The organism is Acinetobacter sp. AOR14_HL (assembly GCF_027855175.1).
Taxonomy (GTDB): Bacteria; Pseudomonadota; Gammaproteobacteria; order Pseudomonadales; family Moraxellaceae; genus Acinetobacter; species Acinetobacter calcoaceticus.
Genome location: NZ_JAKTII010000012.1, coordinates 264,870 through 283,848, shown reverse-complemented (window position 1 = coordinate 283,848; position 18,979 = coordinate 264,870). Strand labels below are relative to the sequence as shown.

Genomic DNA, 18,979 nt, shown 5'->3' with positions numbered 1-18,979 from the left:
CGCCTGTTGCTGGTCCTGATGTATTTCCAGCTGGATCTGTTGCTACTGCTTCAACTTCATCGCCATCATTTAGGCCTGGGTTTGGCACAGTCCAAGTACCATCCGGTCCTGCTACAACACTTGCTGTACTACCGTCCGGATATGTCACAGTTACTGTTGAACCAGGTTCTGCTGTACCTGTAATCGGGTCTGTCCCGTTAACCGGGTCAATCACTGGCACATTCGGAGCGGTCGTATCTACTGTTACCACAGCCGTATCTGTACCGGCATTACCTGCTGCATCTGTTGCAGTCACGGTAATCGTGTGCGGACCATCGGTGAGTGCCGGCAAGGTATTGTCTGCAAGCGTCCAGGTACCGTCGCCATTGTTGGTCGCTGGATAGTTCACACCATCTACAGTCACTACCACAGTTGCTGTTGGATCATTGACTGTACCAGTGAGTGCAGGTGTGCTGTCGTTGGTCAATACATCATTCAGAGCGACTGTTGGTGCAAGTGCATCGACAATGCCTGTTGCTGGTCCTGACGTATTTCCTGCTGGATCTGTTGCTACTGCTGTAACTTCATCACCATCATTGAGACCTGGGTTTGGTACAGTCCAAGTACCATCCGGTCCTGCAACTACACTTACTGTGCTACCGTCCGGATAAGTTACTGTTACTGTTGAACCAGGTTCTGCTGTACCTGTAATCGGGTCTGTCCCGTTTACCGGGTCAATCACTGGCACATTCGGTGCAGTGGTATCTACTGTATAGCTTTGCGTATCTTTAACAGTGCTGCTATTACCTGCTGCATCTGTAAACGTTACAGTAGCATCAATTGTTTTATCTGCATCTGCCGTTAAGCCACTGCCCGGTACACTTACTGACCATGTACCCGCAACCTTGTCTACAGTTGCGGTATAAGTCACCCCATTAATAACAACTGTAACGGCTGTATTCGCCGCATCTGTTGGAATATCTTTAAGAACACCAGTAATCGTAACGTTACCAGCTGCTTCTGAGGCATTAAGTACATTATCAGATGTAACTGGATTAACTGAGAAAGTTACTCCATCTGTATTTGGTGGTGTTGTGTCGGTAGGTGTTGAAGAGTCGTCATCATTGCTATCACTGTTTGATGCTGCGGCAATAATACCACCCGCAACCAATGGGATAGCCCATAACCATGGGTTTATGCCACCGTCGTGATAAAGCAATGGTTCAATTGAAGAAATAGGCTGATAAATAACATCAGACACCAACTCTTGTGGTGCCTCTGCAGGTAAAGCCGCTGGTAAATCTTCAGCTACGAGTGCTTGTGGCTCAACATCACTGTCGGCATCAGCATCGGCGTCAGCGTCAGCATCTGCATCATTTTCAGCATCTTTGAATTTTGCCCAGATTAACTGTCCATTTTCGTCTTGAAAAACAAGGCTGTTATCTTTAGGCTCAGCTGTTCCACTGAAAAAGCCTTCAATAACAATTGTCTCGCCATTTTTAAGGCGAATGACTGCATTGGTTCCCTCCCTATTCACTACCAATACATCACTGGCAGCCACTTTTACTAATACCACCGATGCTTCTGTAAGCGATGCGGAAGTTCCCTTGATGGTTGACAAGGTGTCGTGACTATCCTTGGCAATAATTTGTATTTCAGGCATATCTGTATTCCTTTTATATTATTGATTTAAATGATTTTATGTATAATTCTTTTTACTTAATGTTTTCAAGTTTTTGACCTACAACTTAAAAACATTAAGTAATGTGATCATTTTTACATTAAACACTTTAAAATAAAAAAAACAAATACTAAAGTACCTATAGAAAAAATTTTAATTAATACAAATTATATATAAGTCTTCTTTAAGTTTTTCTTGTGTTAATTTAACTAAAAATTGCATTAAATGTTTTATATATAAAACAAATTTAATCTTTTATTATTTACCATTTGTTGAAATGTCATTTAATTAAAATATTCATATAACAATTAATAATATCTTAATAAAATAAAATATATTATTAATGATATATATAGAAAAAAAAGGCTTTAGGTAATATTTTACTATTACACTAAAACCTAATTTTTAAATATCTTATAAAATTTAAAACTGCAAATATTTAGAAATTATCAGGACTCTCAAATCGTTTTACTTCTTGTAACTTATTTGGGTCATGCATTGTTGCAATTCCATCTTCAGTTTTTTGATCTACCAGAATATCCGGATTAAAAACGGTAATTGTTTCTCTACCCAGTGCATCCTCTCCAACAATATATTGAAAGCCTCTCCGATTCATCTTATGACACAATCTTTGATATAGACCTTTTAAACCTTCGGTTTCTTCATTCGGATTGTAATAAAAAGCATTCATCACAGCAGGCAGACCCAAACCACATACAATGCCTGACAACAACACACTAATAAAAGTATAGCCAATCAGGATACTACTATAGGGACTTAATGCAGGAATATTGGCAACTGCCAAAATCAATGCAAGTGAAATTCCGCCTCGTACCCCACCCCAAGATAGAATCGTTAGACTACCATTATAACTTTTCATTTTCCGCATGTTCGGAAAAAAGGCAAAAGCCATAAAGTTGGCAGCAAAACGAGAGATATGAAGTATAAAGAATGCAACAATACCACCTAAAATTAGACTAAAGTTTAAATCAAGAATAAATAACTCTAAGCCAATTAAAGTAAACAGGAATGAGTTGATGATTCCTTCTACGGTATGCCAAAAATGATTAACTTCTTGAATCTCTCGCTCTTCGCGTATTTCTTTCCATTTATTTCCAACAATTAAACCGCCAATTACACAAGCAATCGGTGCTGATGCATGTGCAAACAAAGCAACTAAATATGCTCCACTCGCGAGCAAAGCTGTTGTGAGAATCAGAGACTCCATTTCGTGTTTACCACGTAATAGACGTAACACCCCTACCCCAAATGCCCAACCAATCCCGACCGCAACAACAATTTCATAGAGTAAAGCTTCTAATGTCGCTATCAATGAGAAATGTTCGCCCTGCAAAACATTGAGCAAGGTCATAAATAATGCAATACACATTGCATCATTAAATAGTGACTCGCCTTCTAGCTTAACAATCAAATGATGCGGTGCACGAATCGAACTAAGTACACCTTTAATACCAATAGGATCTGTTGCCCCTAAAGCTGCACCTAAAAGTAAAAGCACCAGAATTGGCACATGATATCCAACCAGTAGTTGAAACCCATAGAGCAATCCACCAAATAAAACGGCGCAAATGACTAATGCAATGGTGGCCAAAATACTGATTTGCTTCCAGTAACTCCTTAAATCAGAAATTTTAAATTTAAGTGCTGAAGAAGTTAGAATAAAACAGATCACCCCATTAATTAAAAAATCGTAAAAGTCGATCTGGCGTACTACTTCCTCAATATGGTGGATATTGATGGTAATAAATTCGTTACCATTTAACAGACTAGCCCCCCATTGCAAAATAAAGACAAAAATTGCCGAAACCAGAGGTACACCAATAGCCTGTGGAAAGCCCAAAATACGCTTATTAAAAATCGTGGTGGCTATTGAGAGCGCAAAAATCACTGTAAATGCTTGTAGTAGAAAAAAATTACCCATGAATACCCTTCTTCTGGGTCAACGACCAAATAAAAGAAACTTTGCTAGATCGACCAAACTGAACAAAAAAACTGGCATTAACAATGCCATAATCTTAAAAACAAAAACTAGGATACAAGTTTAACGAATTGATTGAACAATCCATCACTCTGTTAAATTTCTTAACATTATTTATAGTTATGATCTAAAAAAAATGGATGAGCTTCTTAAATATGTTTAACAAGACTCATCCTAGAAAAGATTACACTGGATTATTAAAAGTATCGCATTGGTTAATATCGCCAGTTTTTAAACCAACCTGAAACCAGTGCATTCGCTGTTCACTACTACCATGAGTAAAGCTATCTGGAACAACCTGACCAGTAGAGCGCTTCTGTAAATAATCATCTCCAATTTTTTGAGCAGCATCCATCGCTTCTTCAATGTCACCTTGCTCTAAAAATTGAGTACGTTGCTGATTATGACTCGCCCAAATACCGGCTAAACAATCGGCTTGCAATTCTTGGCGAACAGATAATTGATTACCTTCTCTCTGGCTTGCTTGTGCACGGGCTTGTTGTACTTGTGAGGAAATACCAAGCAAGGTTTGAACATGATGCCCTACCTCATGGGCGACAACATAAGCTTGAGCAAAATCGCCAGCCTGATCTTGTCTGGAAAGTTCAGATTGGTTTTGCTCACCAGAAATTCCCATCTGCTGACGCATATCTTTAAAGAATTCTGTATCGATATAAACCTTCTGATCTGCCGGACAATAAAATGGTCCCATTGCAGATTGGGCAGTACCACACCCTGACTGAATCACTCCACTAAACAACACTAATCTTGGCGGTGTATATGTTTTACCTAACTGTTTAAATATAGGAGTCCACGTATCCTCAGTATCAGCCAAAACAGTTCCAACAAAATCAGAGGCTTCTTTTTGCTCGGCTGTTAAACTTTCTGGTGCAGTTGCATTTGACTGTTGTGATGCAGTGACCTGCTGAGTTGCCTGATAAGCCTGTTGGGGATCAACCCCAAAAAACTTCCACGCAACAAATGCAACAACCAAACCAATAATGCTGATACCACCTGCTCTAACACCGCCACCACCTCGACGATCTTCAACATTGGTACTAATTCGACGACCTTTCCAGCGCATAATTTCCCTCTTATTTTAGAATGGCATCATGAACCCGATGCTTTTTTTGGCCACATTTTTTGTATTAAGCTCACGATTAATAGAACAATTGCACCTGCAACAAGTCCTATTCCCAAATTAATTAGTGTGGGTGTTAAAGCGCCAATAATATTTCCTACCGCTGGTATAGTCTCAACATGATCAACTGTATTCTCAGTCAGATGGTGAAGTAATGGAATCGTATGGTTAATAATCCCACCGCCTACCAAAAACATCGCGATAGTGCCGACAATAGAGAGTAATTTCATCAAAATAGGTGCAAATGCGAGCAAGCCACGACCTAAAGTCTGCTTAAAAGATGCCGTTTGATCTGTTAGATATAATCCAAGATCATCAATCTTAACAATCATGGCAACCAAGCCATAAACACCAATCGTCATCACAATTGCAATAACACTTAGAACACTTACCTTAGTCATTAAGGTAGCTGTAGCAACTGTACCGAGAGTAATCACGACAATTTCGGCAGATAAAATAAAGTCTGTCCGAACAGCCCCTTTGATTTTATCTTTTTCAAATGTTGCTAAGTCTAATTCTTCACTTTCAAGTTCTGCTTTGGCCTCCTCTGGAGTAGAGGACTTTTTATGCATAATGGTATGAAGAACTTTTTCTACTCCCTCATAACATAAAAACAAACCACCTAGCATTAACAAAGGGTTAATGAGCCAAGGTGCAACCACACTAATTAATAGTGCTAAAGGTACTAAAATGAGTTTGTTAACAAATGAACCCTTCGCCACCTTCCAAACGATAGGTAACTCTCGGTCTGAGCGGACGCCTGTAACTTGCTGAGCATTCAAGGCTAAATCGTCACCTAAAACTCCGGCAGTTTTCTTTGCTGCCATTTTGCTCATTAAAGCAACGTCATCTAAAATTGTTGCAATATCATCTAGTAGTAAAAGTAAGCCACTTGCCATTTCTTATCCAAGTTTGTATTTATTAAGCTATTGTAAGATGATTTTTTTGAATTTCTGTAATTTTACTGAATAAATTCACAATATTATTTTAAGAAAAGTTTACCCAATCGCTGACGAATTTTTTTTATTTCCCGTACAATAATGCCAATCTTTTATATTGCAGGGCTTACTACCCCTGATTAAGCCAATAAGACAGTGGAATAAATAATGAGTAATGTTGATCAGCGTCCAATTATTTTGACAGGCGACCGCCCAACCGGACAACTTCATCTTGGGCATTTTGTCGGTTCTTTGCGTTCTCGTGTAGGTTTACAGGATAGCCATCATCAACATCTCTTATTAGCAGATGCTCAAGCATTAACAGACAATGCAGATAATCCAGATAAAGTCCGTCGCAATATTTTGGAAGTTGCTCTAGATTATTTAGCTGTAGGCATTGATCCAACAAAAACCACGATTTGCGTACAATCATGCTTGCCAGCACTTAATGAGCTCACCATGCTCTATCTTAACTTCGTGACGGTTGCACGCTTAGAACGTAACCCGACCATTAAGTCTGAAATTCAAATGCGCGGTTTCGAGCGTGACATTCCGGCTGGTTTCCTCTGCTACCCTGTTGCACAAGCTGCTGATATTACTGCTTTCAAAGCGACTGTGGTTCCAGTGGGTGAAGATCAGATTCCAATGATTGAACAAACCAATGAAATTGTACGTCGAATAAACCGTCAAATCGGCCAAGACCTTTTGCCTGAATGTAAAGCTTTGCTTTCAAATATGGCACGCTTACCTGGTTTTGATGGCAAGGCAAAAATGTCTAAATCATTAGGTAATACCATTGTTTTAAATGCTTCTGATAAAGACATCAAAAAAGCTGTAAACGCAATGTATACCGACCCAAATCATCTTCGTATTGAAGATCCAGGTCAGGTTGAAGGAAACATTGTATTTACTTACTTAGATGCATTTGATCCAAATAAAGAAGAAGTTGAAGAATTAAAAGCGCATTATCGTCGCGGCGGTCTAGGTGATGGAACTGTTAAAAAACGTCTTGAAGGTGTTTTGAAAGAATTGATCACCCCTATCCGTGAACGTCGTGAAGAACTTGCTAAAGATCCAGATTACATTATGGATGTTTTACGTCAAGGTACAGATAAATGTCGTCTTATTACTCAACAAACATTAGATGAAGTTAAAGACGGTTTAGGATTATTTAAATTCTAATTCCTTTAAAAACTAAAAGCCCTTCGGGGCTTTTTTTTGGCTCATCAGACTCACTTTTTTAGAATTCCTAATATATTCCTTCTTATTCACATGCTTTTACCCTATTAACGTGAAGTAACACTTATTAACGCTAATAGCGATGAAGAATTTCTTAACTATCTCTATTATTTGTTATGTAGGTTACATCATATGAACCTCACGACATTTCTCCTTAAACCGAAACTGTTTTTACAGATTCGTTGTTCTACGCAATGATCACCCCAATCATTGCGTATTTTTTTTGCTTAAACATTTTATTTTGTCTTCTTTAGAAATTTTATTTTTGATTTATAGATAAAAAAACACCGCATCATTTTCAGATGCGGTGTTTTTTAAGATTCAGGGTAAAGCGATTAAGCTAAACCTTTCTCTTTTAAAACTTGCAACATTGTTGAACCAAGCTCAGCTGGGCTACGAGTGTAAGCCATTCCCGCGCGTTCAAATGCAGCGAATTTCTCTTCAGCAGTACCTTGACCACCAGAAATGATCGCACCAGCGTGACCCATACGCTTACCTTTAGGTGCAGTTACACCAGCAATGTAACCTACTACAGGCTTAGTCACGTTAGATTTGATGAATTCAGCAGCTTCTTCTTCCGCTGTACCACCGATCTCACCGATCATGATGATAGCATCAGTATCTGGATCGTCTTGGAACAATTGAAGAGCTTCGATTTGGTTCATACCTGGGATTGGGTCACCACCAATACCGATACAAGTAGACTGACCTAAACCAAGCTTAGTTGTTTGAGCAACAGCTTCATAAGTCAATGTACCTGAACGTGAGATGATACCAATACGACCTGGTTGGTGAATGTGACCAGGCATAATACCGATCTTACATTCGCCTGGAGTGATCACGCCTGGGCAGTTAGGACCAACTAAACGAGTACCGTTACCGTTAGTTTCTAAGTAGCGTTTTGCTTTAAGCATGTCGATTGTTGGAACACCTTCAGTGATCACAACAATTAGGCCAACACCTGAGTCAACCGCTTCAACGATAGAATCTAAAACGAATGGAGCTGGTACATAGATTACAGATGCATCTGCATTTGTTTCACGTACAGCTTCTTTCATTGTGTTGAATACTGGCAAGTCAAGGTGAGTTGTACCACCTTTACCTGGAGTAACACCACCAACAACTTTTGTACCGTAGTCTAAAGCTTGTGCAGAGTGGAAAGTACCGTTTTTACCAGTAAAACCTTGTACCAATACTTTAGTGTCTTTATTAATTAATACGCTCATGATTGATACTCCCCTTACGCTTTAACTGCAGCTACAACTTTTTCTGCGGCATCAGACAAGCCGTTCGCAGAAATTAATTTCAAACCAGATTCATCAAGTAATTTAGCACCTAATTCAGCGTTGTTACCTTCTAAACGAACAACAACTGGAACAGTTACGTTTACTTCTTGAACCGCTGCAATAATCGCTTCAGCAATCATGTCACAACGTACGATACCACCGAAGATGTTGATTAAAACACCTTGTACAGATGTATCAGCAAGGATGATTTTGAACGCTTCGATTACACGTTCTTTAGTTGCACCGCCACCAACGTCAAGGAAGTTTGCAGGCTGACCACCATAAAGTTTAATGATGTCCATAGTTGCCATTGCAAGACCAGCACCGTTAACCATACAACCAATGTTACCTTCTAAAGCAACATAGTTAAGATCAAATTCAGATGCTTTTAATTCACGCTCATTCTCTTGAGATTTGTCACGTAAAGCAGCAACTTTAGGTAAACGGTAAAGCGCGTTAGAGTCGATACCAACTTTTGCATCTACACATAAAATATCGCCATTTTCACGAACTGAAAGTGGGTTAATTTCGAATAATGCAAAGTCATTTTCTACAAATGCTTGGTAAGCAGCAGCCATAATTTTAACAAACTGGCTGATTTGCTTGTCTTTCAAACCTAAAGCAAACGCAACTTCACGCGCTTGGAATGGTTGTAAGCCAACTAATGGATCAACTTCAACTTTGATAATTTTTTCTGGAGTTTCTTCTGCAACTTTCTCGATTTCTACACCACCTTCTGTAGAAGCCATGAAAGTAATACGACGGCTAGAACGGTCTACAACCGCGCCCAAGTAAAGCTCACGCTCAACTGGGTATACGTCTTCAGCAACAATAATGCTGTTTACTGGTTGACCATTTGCATCAGTTTGATACGTTACAAGACGAGTACCAATAATGTTGTTTGCAAATTCGATAACATCTTCTTTAGATTTTGCAACTTTAACGCCACCAGCCTTACCGCGACCACCAGCATGAACTTGCGCTTTCATTACCGCGAATTTACCACCAAGCTGTTCGAATGCAGCAACTGCTTCGTCTGCATTGGTTGCCAAGATACCTTCTTGTACCGGCATACCATATTCTTTCAATAACGCTTTAGCTTGATACTCATGTAAGTTCATTTAGTTACCTACTTAACTTTGTTTGTTGTCTTCAATTTGCGCAACATTCTCATGTTGTATATGCAAATTGCTGTCTACCTCTATCACCTTGATGTTTTTTTAATCACACCATCAAATGTGAAAAAGAGCGGAGAACCGCTCTTTATTTTATTTACGCTTACGTTGAATCGCGTGAATTGCACGACCATCTACAGCAAGTGCAGCTTCATGAACAACTTCAGAGAATGTTGGATGACCAAATGTCATTAACTGAAGATCTTCAACAGAAGATACAAATTCAAGTGCGATCATACCTTGGTGTACGATATCAGATGCAGCAGGTCCAATGACATGCATACCTAATAAACGGTCAGTTTTTGCATCAGCAACAAACTTAACGAAACCAGCACCTTCACCCGCTGCTAAAGCACGACCATTTACAGCAAAACCGAATTGACCAGTTTTAACTTCATGACCTTTTTCTTTAGCTTGTTCTTCAGTTAAACCAACCCATGCCGCTTCCGGATGTGTATAGATAACAGAAATGATTGTGTCATAGTTCACTTGAGCTGCATGACCGTGGATACGCTCAACAGCCATTACACCTTCTTCCATTGCTTTATGAGCAAGCATTGGACCACGAACCAAGTCACCAATTGCATATACACCTTCTACAGAAGTTGCACAGTAATCGTTTACTTCAACTAAACCACGTTCAGTCAATTTAATGCCTGAATCATCTGCCAATAAACCTTCTGCATAAGCTTTACGGCCTACACAAACGATTAATTTGTCAAAAGTTTGAGTTTTTTCTTCGCCACCTTGGGTGTATTTAACAGTCACTTCACGACCATTGATTTCAGTACCAGCAACTTTAGCGCCAATACGAATATCAAGACCTTGCTTAGTTAAAAGTTTTTGATAGTCTTTTGCCAAAGCTTTATCAGCCATTGGTAAAAATGCATCCATTGCTTCAAATACAACAACTTCAGCACCAAGACGACGCCAAACAGAACCAAGCTCTAAACCGATTACACCAGCGCCAATAACACCTAAACGTTTAGGTACTTCTTGGAAGTTTAATGCGCCAGTTGAATCAACAATAATATCTTGATCTACAGGAGCTACTGGAATATTTACAGGTACAGAACCAGACGCAAGAATCACATATTTAGGTTCTAAAACTTGAGTTTCACCTTCGTGCGAAACAAACTCAACTTTTTTACCAGCAAGTAATTTACCAGTACCTTTTAACCACTCAATACCATTGCCTTTAAGCAATTGATCGACACCGCCAGTTAATTGGTCAACAACTTTGTCTTTACGAGCAAGAAGCTTAGCAAGATCAAAATTCACTTCACCTGTAGTAATACCGTGATCAGCTAAATGATGCACTGTATCTTCATAACGATGTGAAGAGTCAAGTAATGCTTTAGAAGGAATACAACCTACGTTTAAGCATGTACCACCTAAAGATGGCTTACCGTTGTGAATACGTTTTTCGATACAAGCGACTTTAAAGCCTAGTTGAGCAGCACGAATTGCAGCTTCATAACCACCAGGACCACCGCCAATAACAACAAGATCAAATTGTTGAGACATTGTTTATCTCCATGGTCCGAGATAGAGGATCGCTCTATCTCGGTAATATTATTCGAAGAAATTAAAGATCAAGGATGAGTTTAGCTGGTTCTTCTAACAATTCTTTGATTGCTACCAAGAAACCTACTGCTTCTTTACCATCGATCATACGGTGGTCATAAGAAAGCGCTAAATACATCATTGGCAAGATTTCAACTTGACCATTTACAGCCATAGGACGCTCTTGGATTTTGTGCATACCCAAGATACCAGTTTGCGGCTGATTCAAAATTGGAGTTGAAAGTAATGAACCGAAAGTACCACCGTTAGTAATAGTGAAAGTACCACCAGTCATTTCTTCGATAGATAATTTACCATCGCGCGCTTTAGCAGCATAAGCACCAATACCTGCTTCAACTTCTGCATAGCTCATACGATCAGTATCACGTAATACTGGAACAACAAGACCACGATCAGAAGATACTGCAACACCGATGTCATAGTAACCGTGATAAACAATATCATCGCCATCAATTGAAGCATTTACCGCAGGATAGCGCTTAAGTGCTTCAGTTACAGCTTTAACAAAGAATGACATGAAGCCTAAACGAGCACCATGACGTTTTTCAAACGCATCTTTATATTGCTTACGCAATTCCATGATTGGCTTCATGTTAACTTCGTTAAATGTAGTTAACATTGCAGTTTCTTGAGTTGCAGAAAGAAGACGCTCAGCTACACGCTTACGTAAACGAGTCATTGGAACGCGTTTTTCGATACGCTCACCAACAGCTACGCTTAACGGAGTAACGTTAGCAGCTGGTTTAGTTTGATGGTTTGCCACATCTTCTTTAGTGATACGACCACCGCGACCAGTACCTTGTACGTCAGCAGCAGCAATACCAGTTTCAGACAAAGCTTTACGAACTGCAGGAGCTTGACCAGATACAGCTTCAGTGCGCTCAACAACAGGAGCCGCACCAGCTTGAGTTTGAGCAACTGCTTGCTCTACTGCAGGAGCAGCCGCTGCACCAGCACCAGCTTCAAACTGAGCAATCACTTCGTCAGAAAGAACTGTATCGCCTTCACCTTTAATGATTGCAACTAAGCTACCATCTGCAGGAGCAACCACTTCTAAAACAACTTTGTCGGTTTCAATATCACAGATTACTTCATCACGTGATACAGGTTCACCCACCTTTTTGTGCCAAGTTGCGATGGTTCCATCTGCAACAGACTCTGGGAATACCGGTGCTTTAATTTCGGTTGCCATTATTGAGAATCTCCTGATTGTTCAGCTTCGATTGCCAATGCATCATTAATTAGCTGAGCTTGTTGTTTTGCATGCAAGTACGGTGAGCCACAAGCTGGTGCAGCAGAAGCTTCACGACCTGCAAAACTGATACGGATTTGTTTGCCAGATTTTAAGATATCGTCGTATAAACGCGGTGCGATAAATAACCAAGCGCCTTGGTTCTTCGGCTCTTCTTGTGTCCAAACAAGTTCTTTCACGTTTGGATATGCAGCCAAGATTTCCGCAAGACGTTGTTCTGGATATGGATATAACTGTTCAATACGTACGATTGCGACGTTAGTTAAGTTTTGTTCACGACGTTTTTCAAGTAAGTCGTAATAAACTTTACCACCACAAAGTACAAGACGAGTTACATCTGACTTGTTAATTTGATCGATTTCGTCAATTACGGTCTGGAATGAACCATTTGCAAGCTCTTCTAAAGTAGAAGTCGCAAGTTTATGACGAAGTAAAGATTTCGGTGACATTACAATCAATGGCTTACGAATTGGGCGTACAGCTTGACGACGTAATGCATGGAAAATCTGTGCAGGTGTCGTTGGAGTGATCACTTGCATGTTATCTTCAGCACATAACTGTAAGAAACGTTCTAAACGAGCTGATGAATGCTCTGGACCTTGACCTTCGAAACCATGTGGTAACAACATTGTTAAACCACAAACTCGTTCCCACTTAGTCTCACCAGAAGCAATAAACTGGTCAATTACAACCTGAGCACAGTTTACGAAGTCACCAAATTGTGCTTCCCAAATAATTAAGCTCTTAGGAATTGTAGTTGCATAACCATATTCAAATGCAAGAACAGCTTCTTCAGATAATAAAGAATCATAAATTGCAAAACGAGGCTGGTTTTCTTTAACGTGACAAAGCGGAATATACGTTGAGCCATCTACCTGATTATGCAATTTTGCATGACGGTGCGAGAATGTACCACGCCCAACGTCTTCACCAGTAATACGAACAAGGTAATCTTCATCGATCAAGGTTGCGTAAGCTAAAGTTTCAGCAGCACCCCAGTTCAATGCAGTTTCACCAGTTTGCATTTTCACACGATCTTCAATTACTTTTTGCACTTGACGCTGCATAACAAATCCTTCCGGAAGTTTGCTCATGCCCTCGCCTAATTCTTTTAAGCGATTTAAGTCAAATGAAGTATCCCAATCATCTGTATAGTCATGGCCCAAATAAGGTGTCCAATCAACAAACATTTTTGTATTTGGTTCAAGCACCAAAGCATTTGCCACATGGTTTCCGGCTTCTAAATCTGCACGGTAATCTTCAACCATTTGATCTGCTTCCGCACGATCAATTACTTTGTTTTGAACAAGTTGATCTGCATAGAGTGTACGAGTTGTTGCTTTTTTAGCAATCACTTGATACATCAATGGCTGTGTACCAGACGGCTCATCTGCTTCGTTATGACCACGACGACGGTAACAGAACAAGTCAAGTACTACGTCTTTACGGAATTCGTGACGGAAATCATGTGCTAATTGAGTAGCAAAGATTACTGCTTCAGGATCATCGCCATTCACATGGAAGATTGGCGTCTGAATCATTTTTGCAACGTCAGTACAATATTCAGTAGAACGCGCATCACGTGGATCAGAAGTTGTAAAACCAACTTGGTTGTTCACGATAATGTGTACAGTACCACCAACCGTATAGCCACGAGTTTGTGACATCTGGAAGGTTTCCATGTTCACACCTTGACCTGCAAATGCAGCATCACCATGAACAATTACTGGTAATACATCATCACCGCCGATGTCTCTACGACGCACTTGACGTGCACGTACAGAACCCTCAACTACAGGACCAACGATTTCCAAGTGAGATGGGTTAAATGCTAATGCCAAGTGAACTTCGCCACCTGGAGTCATTACATTACTTGAGAAACCTTGATGATATTTAACGTCGCCAGAACCTTTCTTATGAATAGCTTTACCTTCAAACTCGCCAAACAAGTCTGCAGGGTTTTTACCCATAATATTAACAAGAAGGTTTAAACGGCCACGATGTGGCATACCAATAACAACTTCTTTACAACCAACAGCACCAGCACGTTGAATGATTTCATTCACCATAGGAATAAAAGATTCACCACCTTCTACACCAAAGCGTTTCGCACCAACGTATTTATTACCTAAGAATTTTTCAAGCCCTTCTGCAGCGGTTAAACGCTCCAAGAACCCTTTCTTTTGATCATTTGTAAAATTAAGCTGACCACGAACACTTTCAAGACGTTGTTGAATCCAACGCTTTTCTTTTGTGTCCACGATATGCATATATTCAACACCGATTGAACCACAATAGATTGCTTCCATTGCTTCAATCATTTCAGCAAGCGTTGCTTCGCTTTTGCCAATCTCAAGATTGCCTGTGTTGAATACTGTGTCTAAATCTGATTTGGTTAAACCATGTGCTGAAAGATCTAAATCAGGAATATCTTCACGCTTAGCAAGACCTAATGGATCTAATTTAGCTTTTTGATGTCCACGATTACGATAAGCAGCAATAAGTTGTAAAACGCCAATTTGACGACGTTCATGCTCAGTACTTACCGTACTTTGTACAACAGGTTGAACACGATTAGCATTACGTCCTAGTAATAGGAATTGCTCACGCACAGCGCCGTGTGGTTGGTCACCCTTTGGATATTTATCGAAATATTGGCGCCAGTCCTCAGCTACAGAGGTTGGGGAAGACAGGTACTGCTCGTAAAGTTCTTCAATATACGCTGCACTATCAGCGGAAAGTTCAGTGTCAAGACGCAATGCGTCAGCAACTTCTTGCATTTGTGGACCCATTTCCTATTGCAAAAAATATTACAGGCTGCCTTTTAAGCACACCCATGATGCATAATGCCAAATTGGTAAAAAAGGCATTACTTACCCAACAGGTCTTTAAGACCATGGGGCGTCATACTACCTAGAGAGGAAACTCCATAGGTAATTAATGAATCACAACACCCTCAATGGCATCATCACTCACCTTATACTCGATTAAAACCGAGCAATTTTTTGCAAATCTTTTTAGAAAAATTAACTTTAAAATTAACTTTTCTAAAATGACTTTAACCATAAAAATTAAGCACAGATCTAAGATCGTGCTACTTAAATTAATTTCACTAGTATACGCTTTTTTCACCTATAACTTTGTGGCAAATCGTATCATGTTCTTAACGAACGATTGATTTTTTTGACACATACCACCTATAAACTGGCGAAATACATATGCGATTTTATCTTTTAATATATGGTGCAATATATAAAAACCTCATCTTTTTCGACCAAAGTCTAAAGTTTACATTATAAAGTTAAAAAAAAACGCACATCAAGGATGTGCGCTTTCTATTTGTGCAGAATTAACCCGCTTGATCTAATAGCATATTACGGATGTGACCGATTGCTTTTGTAGGATTTAGACCTTTAGGACATACTGACACACAGTTCATAATACCTTTACAACGGAACAAACTGAATGGATCGTCAAGACGAGACAAACGGTCTGCAGTAGCAGTATCACGAGAATCAATAATAAAACGGTATGCATTCAACAATGCTGAAGGACCCAAGAACTTGTCAGGGTTCCACCAGAATGATGGGCATGAAGTTGAACAACATGCACAAAGAATACATTCATACAAACCGTTTAAGTGTTCACGCTCTTCTGGAGATTGTAAACGCTCTTTAGGTGGAGCTGGTTGGTTATTAATCAAGAATGGCTGAATCTTGTCATATTGATCATAGAATTGGTTCATATCAACAACCAAATCTTTAACTACCGGCAAACCTGGTAATGGACGAATTACGATTTTCTCTGGTAAATCATTCAGGTTTTCTAAACAAGCCAAACCATTTTTACCATTGATATTCACACCATCTGAACCACAAATACCTTCACGGCAAGAGCGACGGAATGTTAACGTTTCATCTTGAACTTTCAATGCAAGTAATGCATCAAGCAACATACGGTGCTTATCAGTCAATTCAAGCTTGAAAGTTTGCATGTACGGCGCTTTATCCTTATCAGGATCATAGCGGTAGATTTCGAATGTACGAGTACCTCTACTCATCTTTATACTCCCGATTAGAATGTACGTGGTGCTGGCGGAATTGCATCAACAGTCAACGGTTTGAAGCGCACTGGCTTATATTCCAAACGGTTATCTGATGAATACCATAACGTATGTTTCATCCACTCATCATCACGGCGACCGTATGAATAAGTTGGGTGATCAGCTGGTAATTCATAATCAACTACAGTATGCGCACCACGACACTCTTTACGCGCAGCAGCTGAAATTAGAGTTGCTTTTGCAACTTCATACAAGTTTTCAACTTCAAGCGCTTCAACACGTGCAGTGTTAAATACTCTAGATTTATCTTTTAAGTGGATATTACGCACACGTGGCTCAAGAGCAAGGATCTCTTTTACACCCTTATCAAGTAATGCTTGAGTACGGAATACACCAGCGTGATCTTGAACGATATCACGAATTGCATCAGCAACTTCTTGAGCATTTTCACCAGAAGTTGAGTCATCCAACTTACGTACGCGAGCAAGTGTTTGCCCTAATACATCTGTTGGAAGAGGTGCATATTCATCACCATGATGCTTAGTTACGTAATCGATAATGTGCTCACCAGCAGCTTTACCAAATACAACCAAGTCAAGAAGTGAGTTAGTACCTAAACGGTTTGCACCATGTACAGATACACAAGAACATTCGCCAATTGCATAGAAACCTTTTACAGGTTTAGTGTAGTTGTCCGTACCCGCTTCAGGTAAGCACACTTGACCATGCATATTTGTAGGAATACCACCCATTTGATAATGGATTGTTGGTACTACAGGAATCGCTTCTTTTGTAATGTCAACGTTCGCGAATTTTTTACCAATCTCAAATACAGATGGTAAACGCTTCATGATTGTGTCAGCACCCAAGTGAGTCATATCAAGTAAGATATAATCACCTTTTGGACCACAACCACGACCTTCTTTAATTTCCTGGTCCATAGAACGTGAAACGAAATCACGTGGAGCCAAGTCTTTTAAAGTCGGTGCATAACGTTCCATGAACGGTTCGCCGTCTTTATTACGAAGGATTGCACCTTCACCACGACAACCTTCAGTCAACAATACACCAGCGCCCGCAACACCCGTTGGGTGGAATTGCCAGAACTCCATATCTTGCAATGGAATACCAGCACGAGCAGCCATACCAAGACCGTCACCAGTGTTGATATAAGCATTTGTTGATGCACGGTAAACACGACCAGCACCACCAGTAGCAAATAATGTCGCTTTTGCTTGGAATACTGAAATGTTACCAGTTTCTTGGTCAATCGCTGTTACACCAAGAACATCACCAGCTTCGTTACGGATCAAATCAAGAGCGATCCACTCAACGAAGAATTGAGTACCCATTTTCACGTTGCTTTGATAAAGCGTATGCAATAATGCATGACCTGTACGGTCCGCAGCTGCACAAGCACGTGGAACTGGTTTATCACCATAGTTAGCAGAGTGACCACCGAACGGACGTTGATAAATTGTACCATCAGCGTTACGGTCAAACGGCATACCCATGTGTTCAAGTTCATACACAACTTTTGGCGCTTCACGACACATAAATTCAATTGCGTCTTGGTCACCTAACCAGTCAGAACCTTTTACTGTATCGTAAAAATGGAAATGCCAGTTATCTTCTTGCATATTACCTAACGACGCACCGATACCACCTTGAGCAGCTACAGTGTGCGAACGTGTCGGGAAAACTTTAGTCAGTACTGCAACTTTCAAACCCGCTTGAGCGAGTTGGTAAGATGCACGCATACCAGAACCACCACCACCAACGATAACTGCATCGAAAGTGAGGTTTTGAATATTTGAATAATCTTCTTTAGGGGTTATCGCGCCCATGATGTCTTCCTATCAATTCGCCCAGAAAATCTGGATACCCCAGATTGCGTACACAAACACTGCAATAATGACAGCCGTCGTCAGTACAAGGCGTAAACCTTTCGCTGAAGGACCCATTTGACGAGTAGTGACATAGTCAGTAAAAACTTGCCACATACCAATCCATGCGTGTGCGATAAGCGATAAAATTGCCAATAAAGAAAAAATCTTCATTGGTAATGTCATCATGAAACCAGCCCATTGTTGATAGTCAAATCCGCCTTTGCAGAGAATCCAACCCAAAAGAACAACAGTATAGGCTGCTAGTACAACCGCACTTACACGCTGGATAAACCAATCACGAGAACCTGAACCAGTTAAACCTGTAGCACTTTTCATTAGAACATAATCCATACAAAGGCTGCGATAATGGCTACCACAGATAAGATCAATGAAATTGTCGCTGCAATACGACCACTTTGCAGTTCTTCAGCAAAACCTAAATCTGCAAGTAAGTGCTTCACTCCAGCAATAAAGTGGAATAATAAGCCGGCTACAAATACCCAAACGATAAAACGTACAAGGATATTTCCAAACACGACATTTTTAACGTAGTCAAATCCTTCTGGTGAAGATAATGATTTATCTAAAATCCATAATAGAACTGGTACTAATAAGAAAACGATGACACCTGATAAACGGTGTAAAATTGATGCAATAGCCACGGGTGAGCGTAAATTTACCGCTAACACCTGACCCATGGACAAATTGACAGGTCTGTTGCTTTTCACAGCGGGCATCCTGTAGGTAGAA

Annotated in this window: 15 protein-coding genes; 1 reads left to right on the top strand and 14 read right to left on the bottom strand. The window is 40.1% G+C overall.

Annotated features, from left to right (window positions below; translation table 11 throughout):
- The 4 genes from MKL38_RS13995 to MKL38_RS13980 all read right to left on the bottom strand — a co-directional run.
- Positions 1-1,642, bottom strand: a 1,642-nt coding sequence (locus MKL38_RS13995; RefSeq protein ID WP_270903549.1) for a BapA/Bap/LapF family prefix-like domain-containing protein, incomplete at its 3' end; no start/stop codon positions are given.
- 457 nt (positions 1,643-2,099) lie between these two features.
- Positions 2,100-3,602, bottom strand: a complete 1,503-nt coding sequence (locus MKL38_RS13990) for a cation:proton antiporter (RefSeq protein WP_151743335.1) — start codon at positions 3,600-3,602, stop codon at positions 2,100-2,102.
- 241 nt (positions 3,603-3,843) lie between these two features.
- Positions 3,844-4,743, bottom strand: a complete 900-nt coding sequence (ypfJ, locus tag MKL38_RS13985; RefSeq protein ID WP_270903548.1) for a KPN_02809 family neutral zinc metallopeptidase — start codon at positions 4,741-4,743, stop codon at positions 3,844-3,846.
- A gap of 26 nt (positions 4,744-4,769) precedes the next feature.
- A complete protein-coding gene (locus MKL38_RS13980; RefSeq protein ID WP_231762675.1) occupies positions 4,770-5,699 on the bottom strand; it encodes a DUF808 domain-containing protein in 930 nt (309 codons plus the stop codon).
- Between the two features lie 207 nt (positions 5,700-5,906).
- Between MKL38_RS13980 and trpS the strand changes: the two genes are divergently transcribed.
- Positions 5,907-6,920 carry a tryptophan--tRNA ligase gene (trpS, locus tag MKL38_RS13975; RefSeq protein WP_003655481.1) on the top strand — a complete coding sequence of 338 codons (1,014 nt, stop codon included), beginning with the start codon at positions 5,907-5,909 and terminating at the stop codon, positions 6,918-6,920.
- A gap of 392 nt (positions 6,921-7,312) precedes the next feature.
- Here the strand turns inward: trpS and sucD are convergent, their stop codons facing one another.
- The 10 genes from sucD to sdhC all read right to left on the bottom strand — a co-directional run bounded on the left by sucD (position 7,313) and on the right by sdhC (position 18,966).
- Positions 7,313-8,203 carry a succinate--CoA ligase subunit alpha gene (gene sucD, locus MKL38_RS13970; RefSeq protein WP_003655479.1) on the bottom strand — a complete coding sequence of 297 codons (891 nt, stop codon included), beginning with the start codon at positions 8,201-8,203 and terminating at the stop codon, positions 7,313-7,315.
- A gap of 14 nt (positions 8,204-8,217) precedes the next feature.
- The gene (gene sucC / locus MKL38_RS13965; protein WP_003655470.1) at positions 8,218-9,384 is read right to left on the bottom strand and encodes an ADP-forming succinate--CoA ligase subunit beta; all 1,167 of its coding nucleotides are present in this window, start codon (positions 9,382-9,384) and stop codon (positions 8,218-8,220) included.
- 147 nt (positions 9,385-9,531) lie between these two features.
- On the bottom strand, positions 9,532-10,965 hold the full coding sequence (gene lpdA, locus MKL38_RS13960) for a dihydrolipoyl dehydrogenase (protein WP_005036509.1): 1,434 nt from the start codon (positions 10,963-10,965) through the stop codon (positions 9,532-9,534).
- Positions 10,966-11,026: 61 nt separating this feature from the next.
- Complete coding sequence (gene odhB, locus MKL38_RS13955; protein WP_003655463.1) at positions 11,027-12,217, bottom strand: 2-oxoglutarate dehydrogenase complex dihydrolipoyllysine-residue succinyltransferase; 1,191 nt, start codon at positions 12,215-12,217, stop codon at positions 11,027-11,029.
- A complete protein-coding gene (locus MKL38_RS13950) occupies positions 12,217-15,057 on the bottom strand; it encodes a 2-oxoglutarate dehydrogenase E1 component (protein ID WP_151743337.1) in 2,841 nt (946 codons plus the stop codon). Before MKL38_RS13950 ends, odhB begins: the two co-directional genes overlap by 1 nt.
- Before the next feature lie 157 nt (positions 15,058-15,214).
- Positions 15,215-15,343, bottom strand: a complete 129-nt coding sequence (locus MKL38_RS13940; RefSeq protein ID WP_002116082.1) for a hypothetical protein — start codon at positions 15,341-15,343, stop codon at positions 15,215-15,217.
- 283 nt (positions 15,344-15,626) lie between these two features.
- Positions 15,627-16,337, bottom strand: a complete 711-nt coding sequence (locus tag MKL38_RS13935) for a succinate dehydrogenase iron-sulfur subunit (RefSeq protein WP_003655458.1) — start codon at positions 16,335-16,337, stop codon at positions 15,627-15,629.
- Positions 16,338-16,351: 14 nt separating this feature from the next.
- Positions 16,352-18,187, bottom strand: a complete 1,836-nt coding sequence (gene sdhA, locus MKL38_RS13930; protein ID WP_144734960.1) for a succinate dehydrogenase flavoprotein subunit — start codon at positions 18,185-18,187, stop codon at positions 16,352-16,354.
- Positions 18,188-18,199: 12 nt separating this feature from the next.
- The gene (sdhD, locus tag MKL38_RS13925) at positions 18,200-18,565 is read right to left on the bottom strand and encodes a succinate dehydrogenase, hydrophobic membrane anchor protein (RefSeq protein ID WP_003655454.1); all 366 of its coding nucleotides are present in this window, start codon (positions 18,563-18,565) and stop codon (positions 18,200-18,202) included.
- On the bottom strand, positions 18,565-18,966 hold the full coding sequence (sdhC, locus tag MKL38_RS13920) for a succinate dehydrogenase, cytochrome b556 subunit (RefSeq protein WP_003655453.1): 402 nt from the start codon (positions 18,964-18,966) through the stop codon (positions 18,565-18,567). The genes sdhD and sdhC overlap by 1 nt, the downstream gene beginning before the upstream one ends.
- Positions 18,967-18,979: the final 13 nt, after the last annotated feature.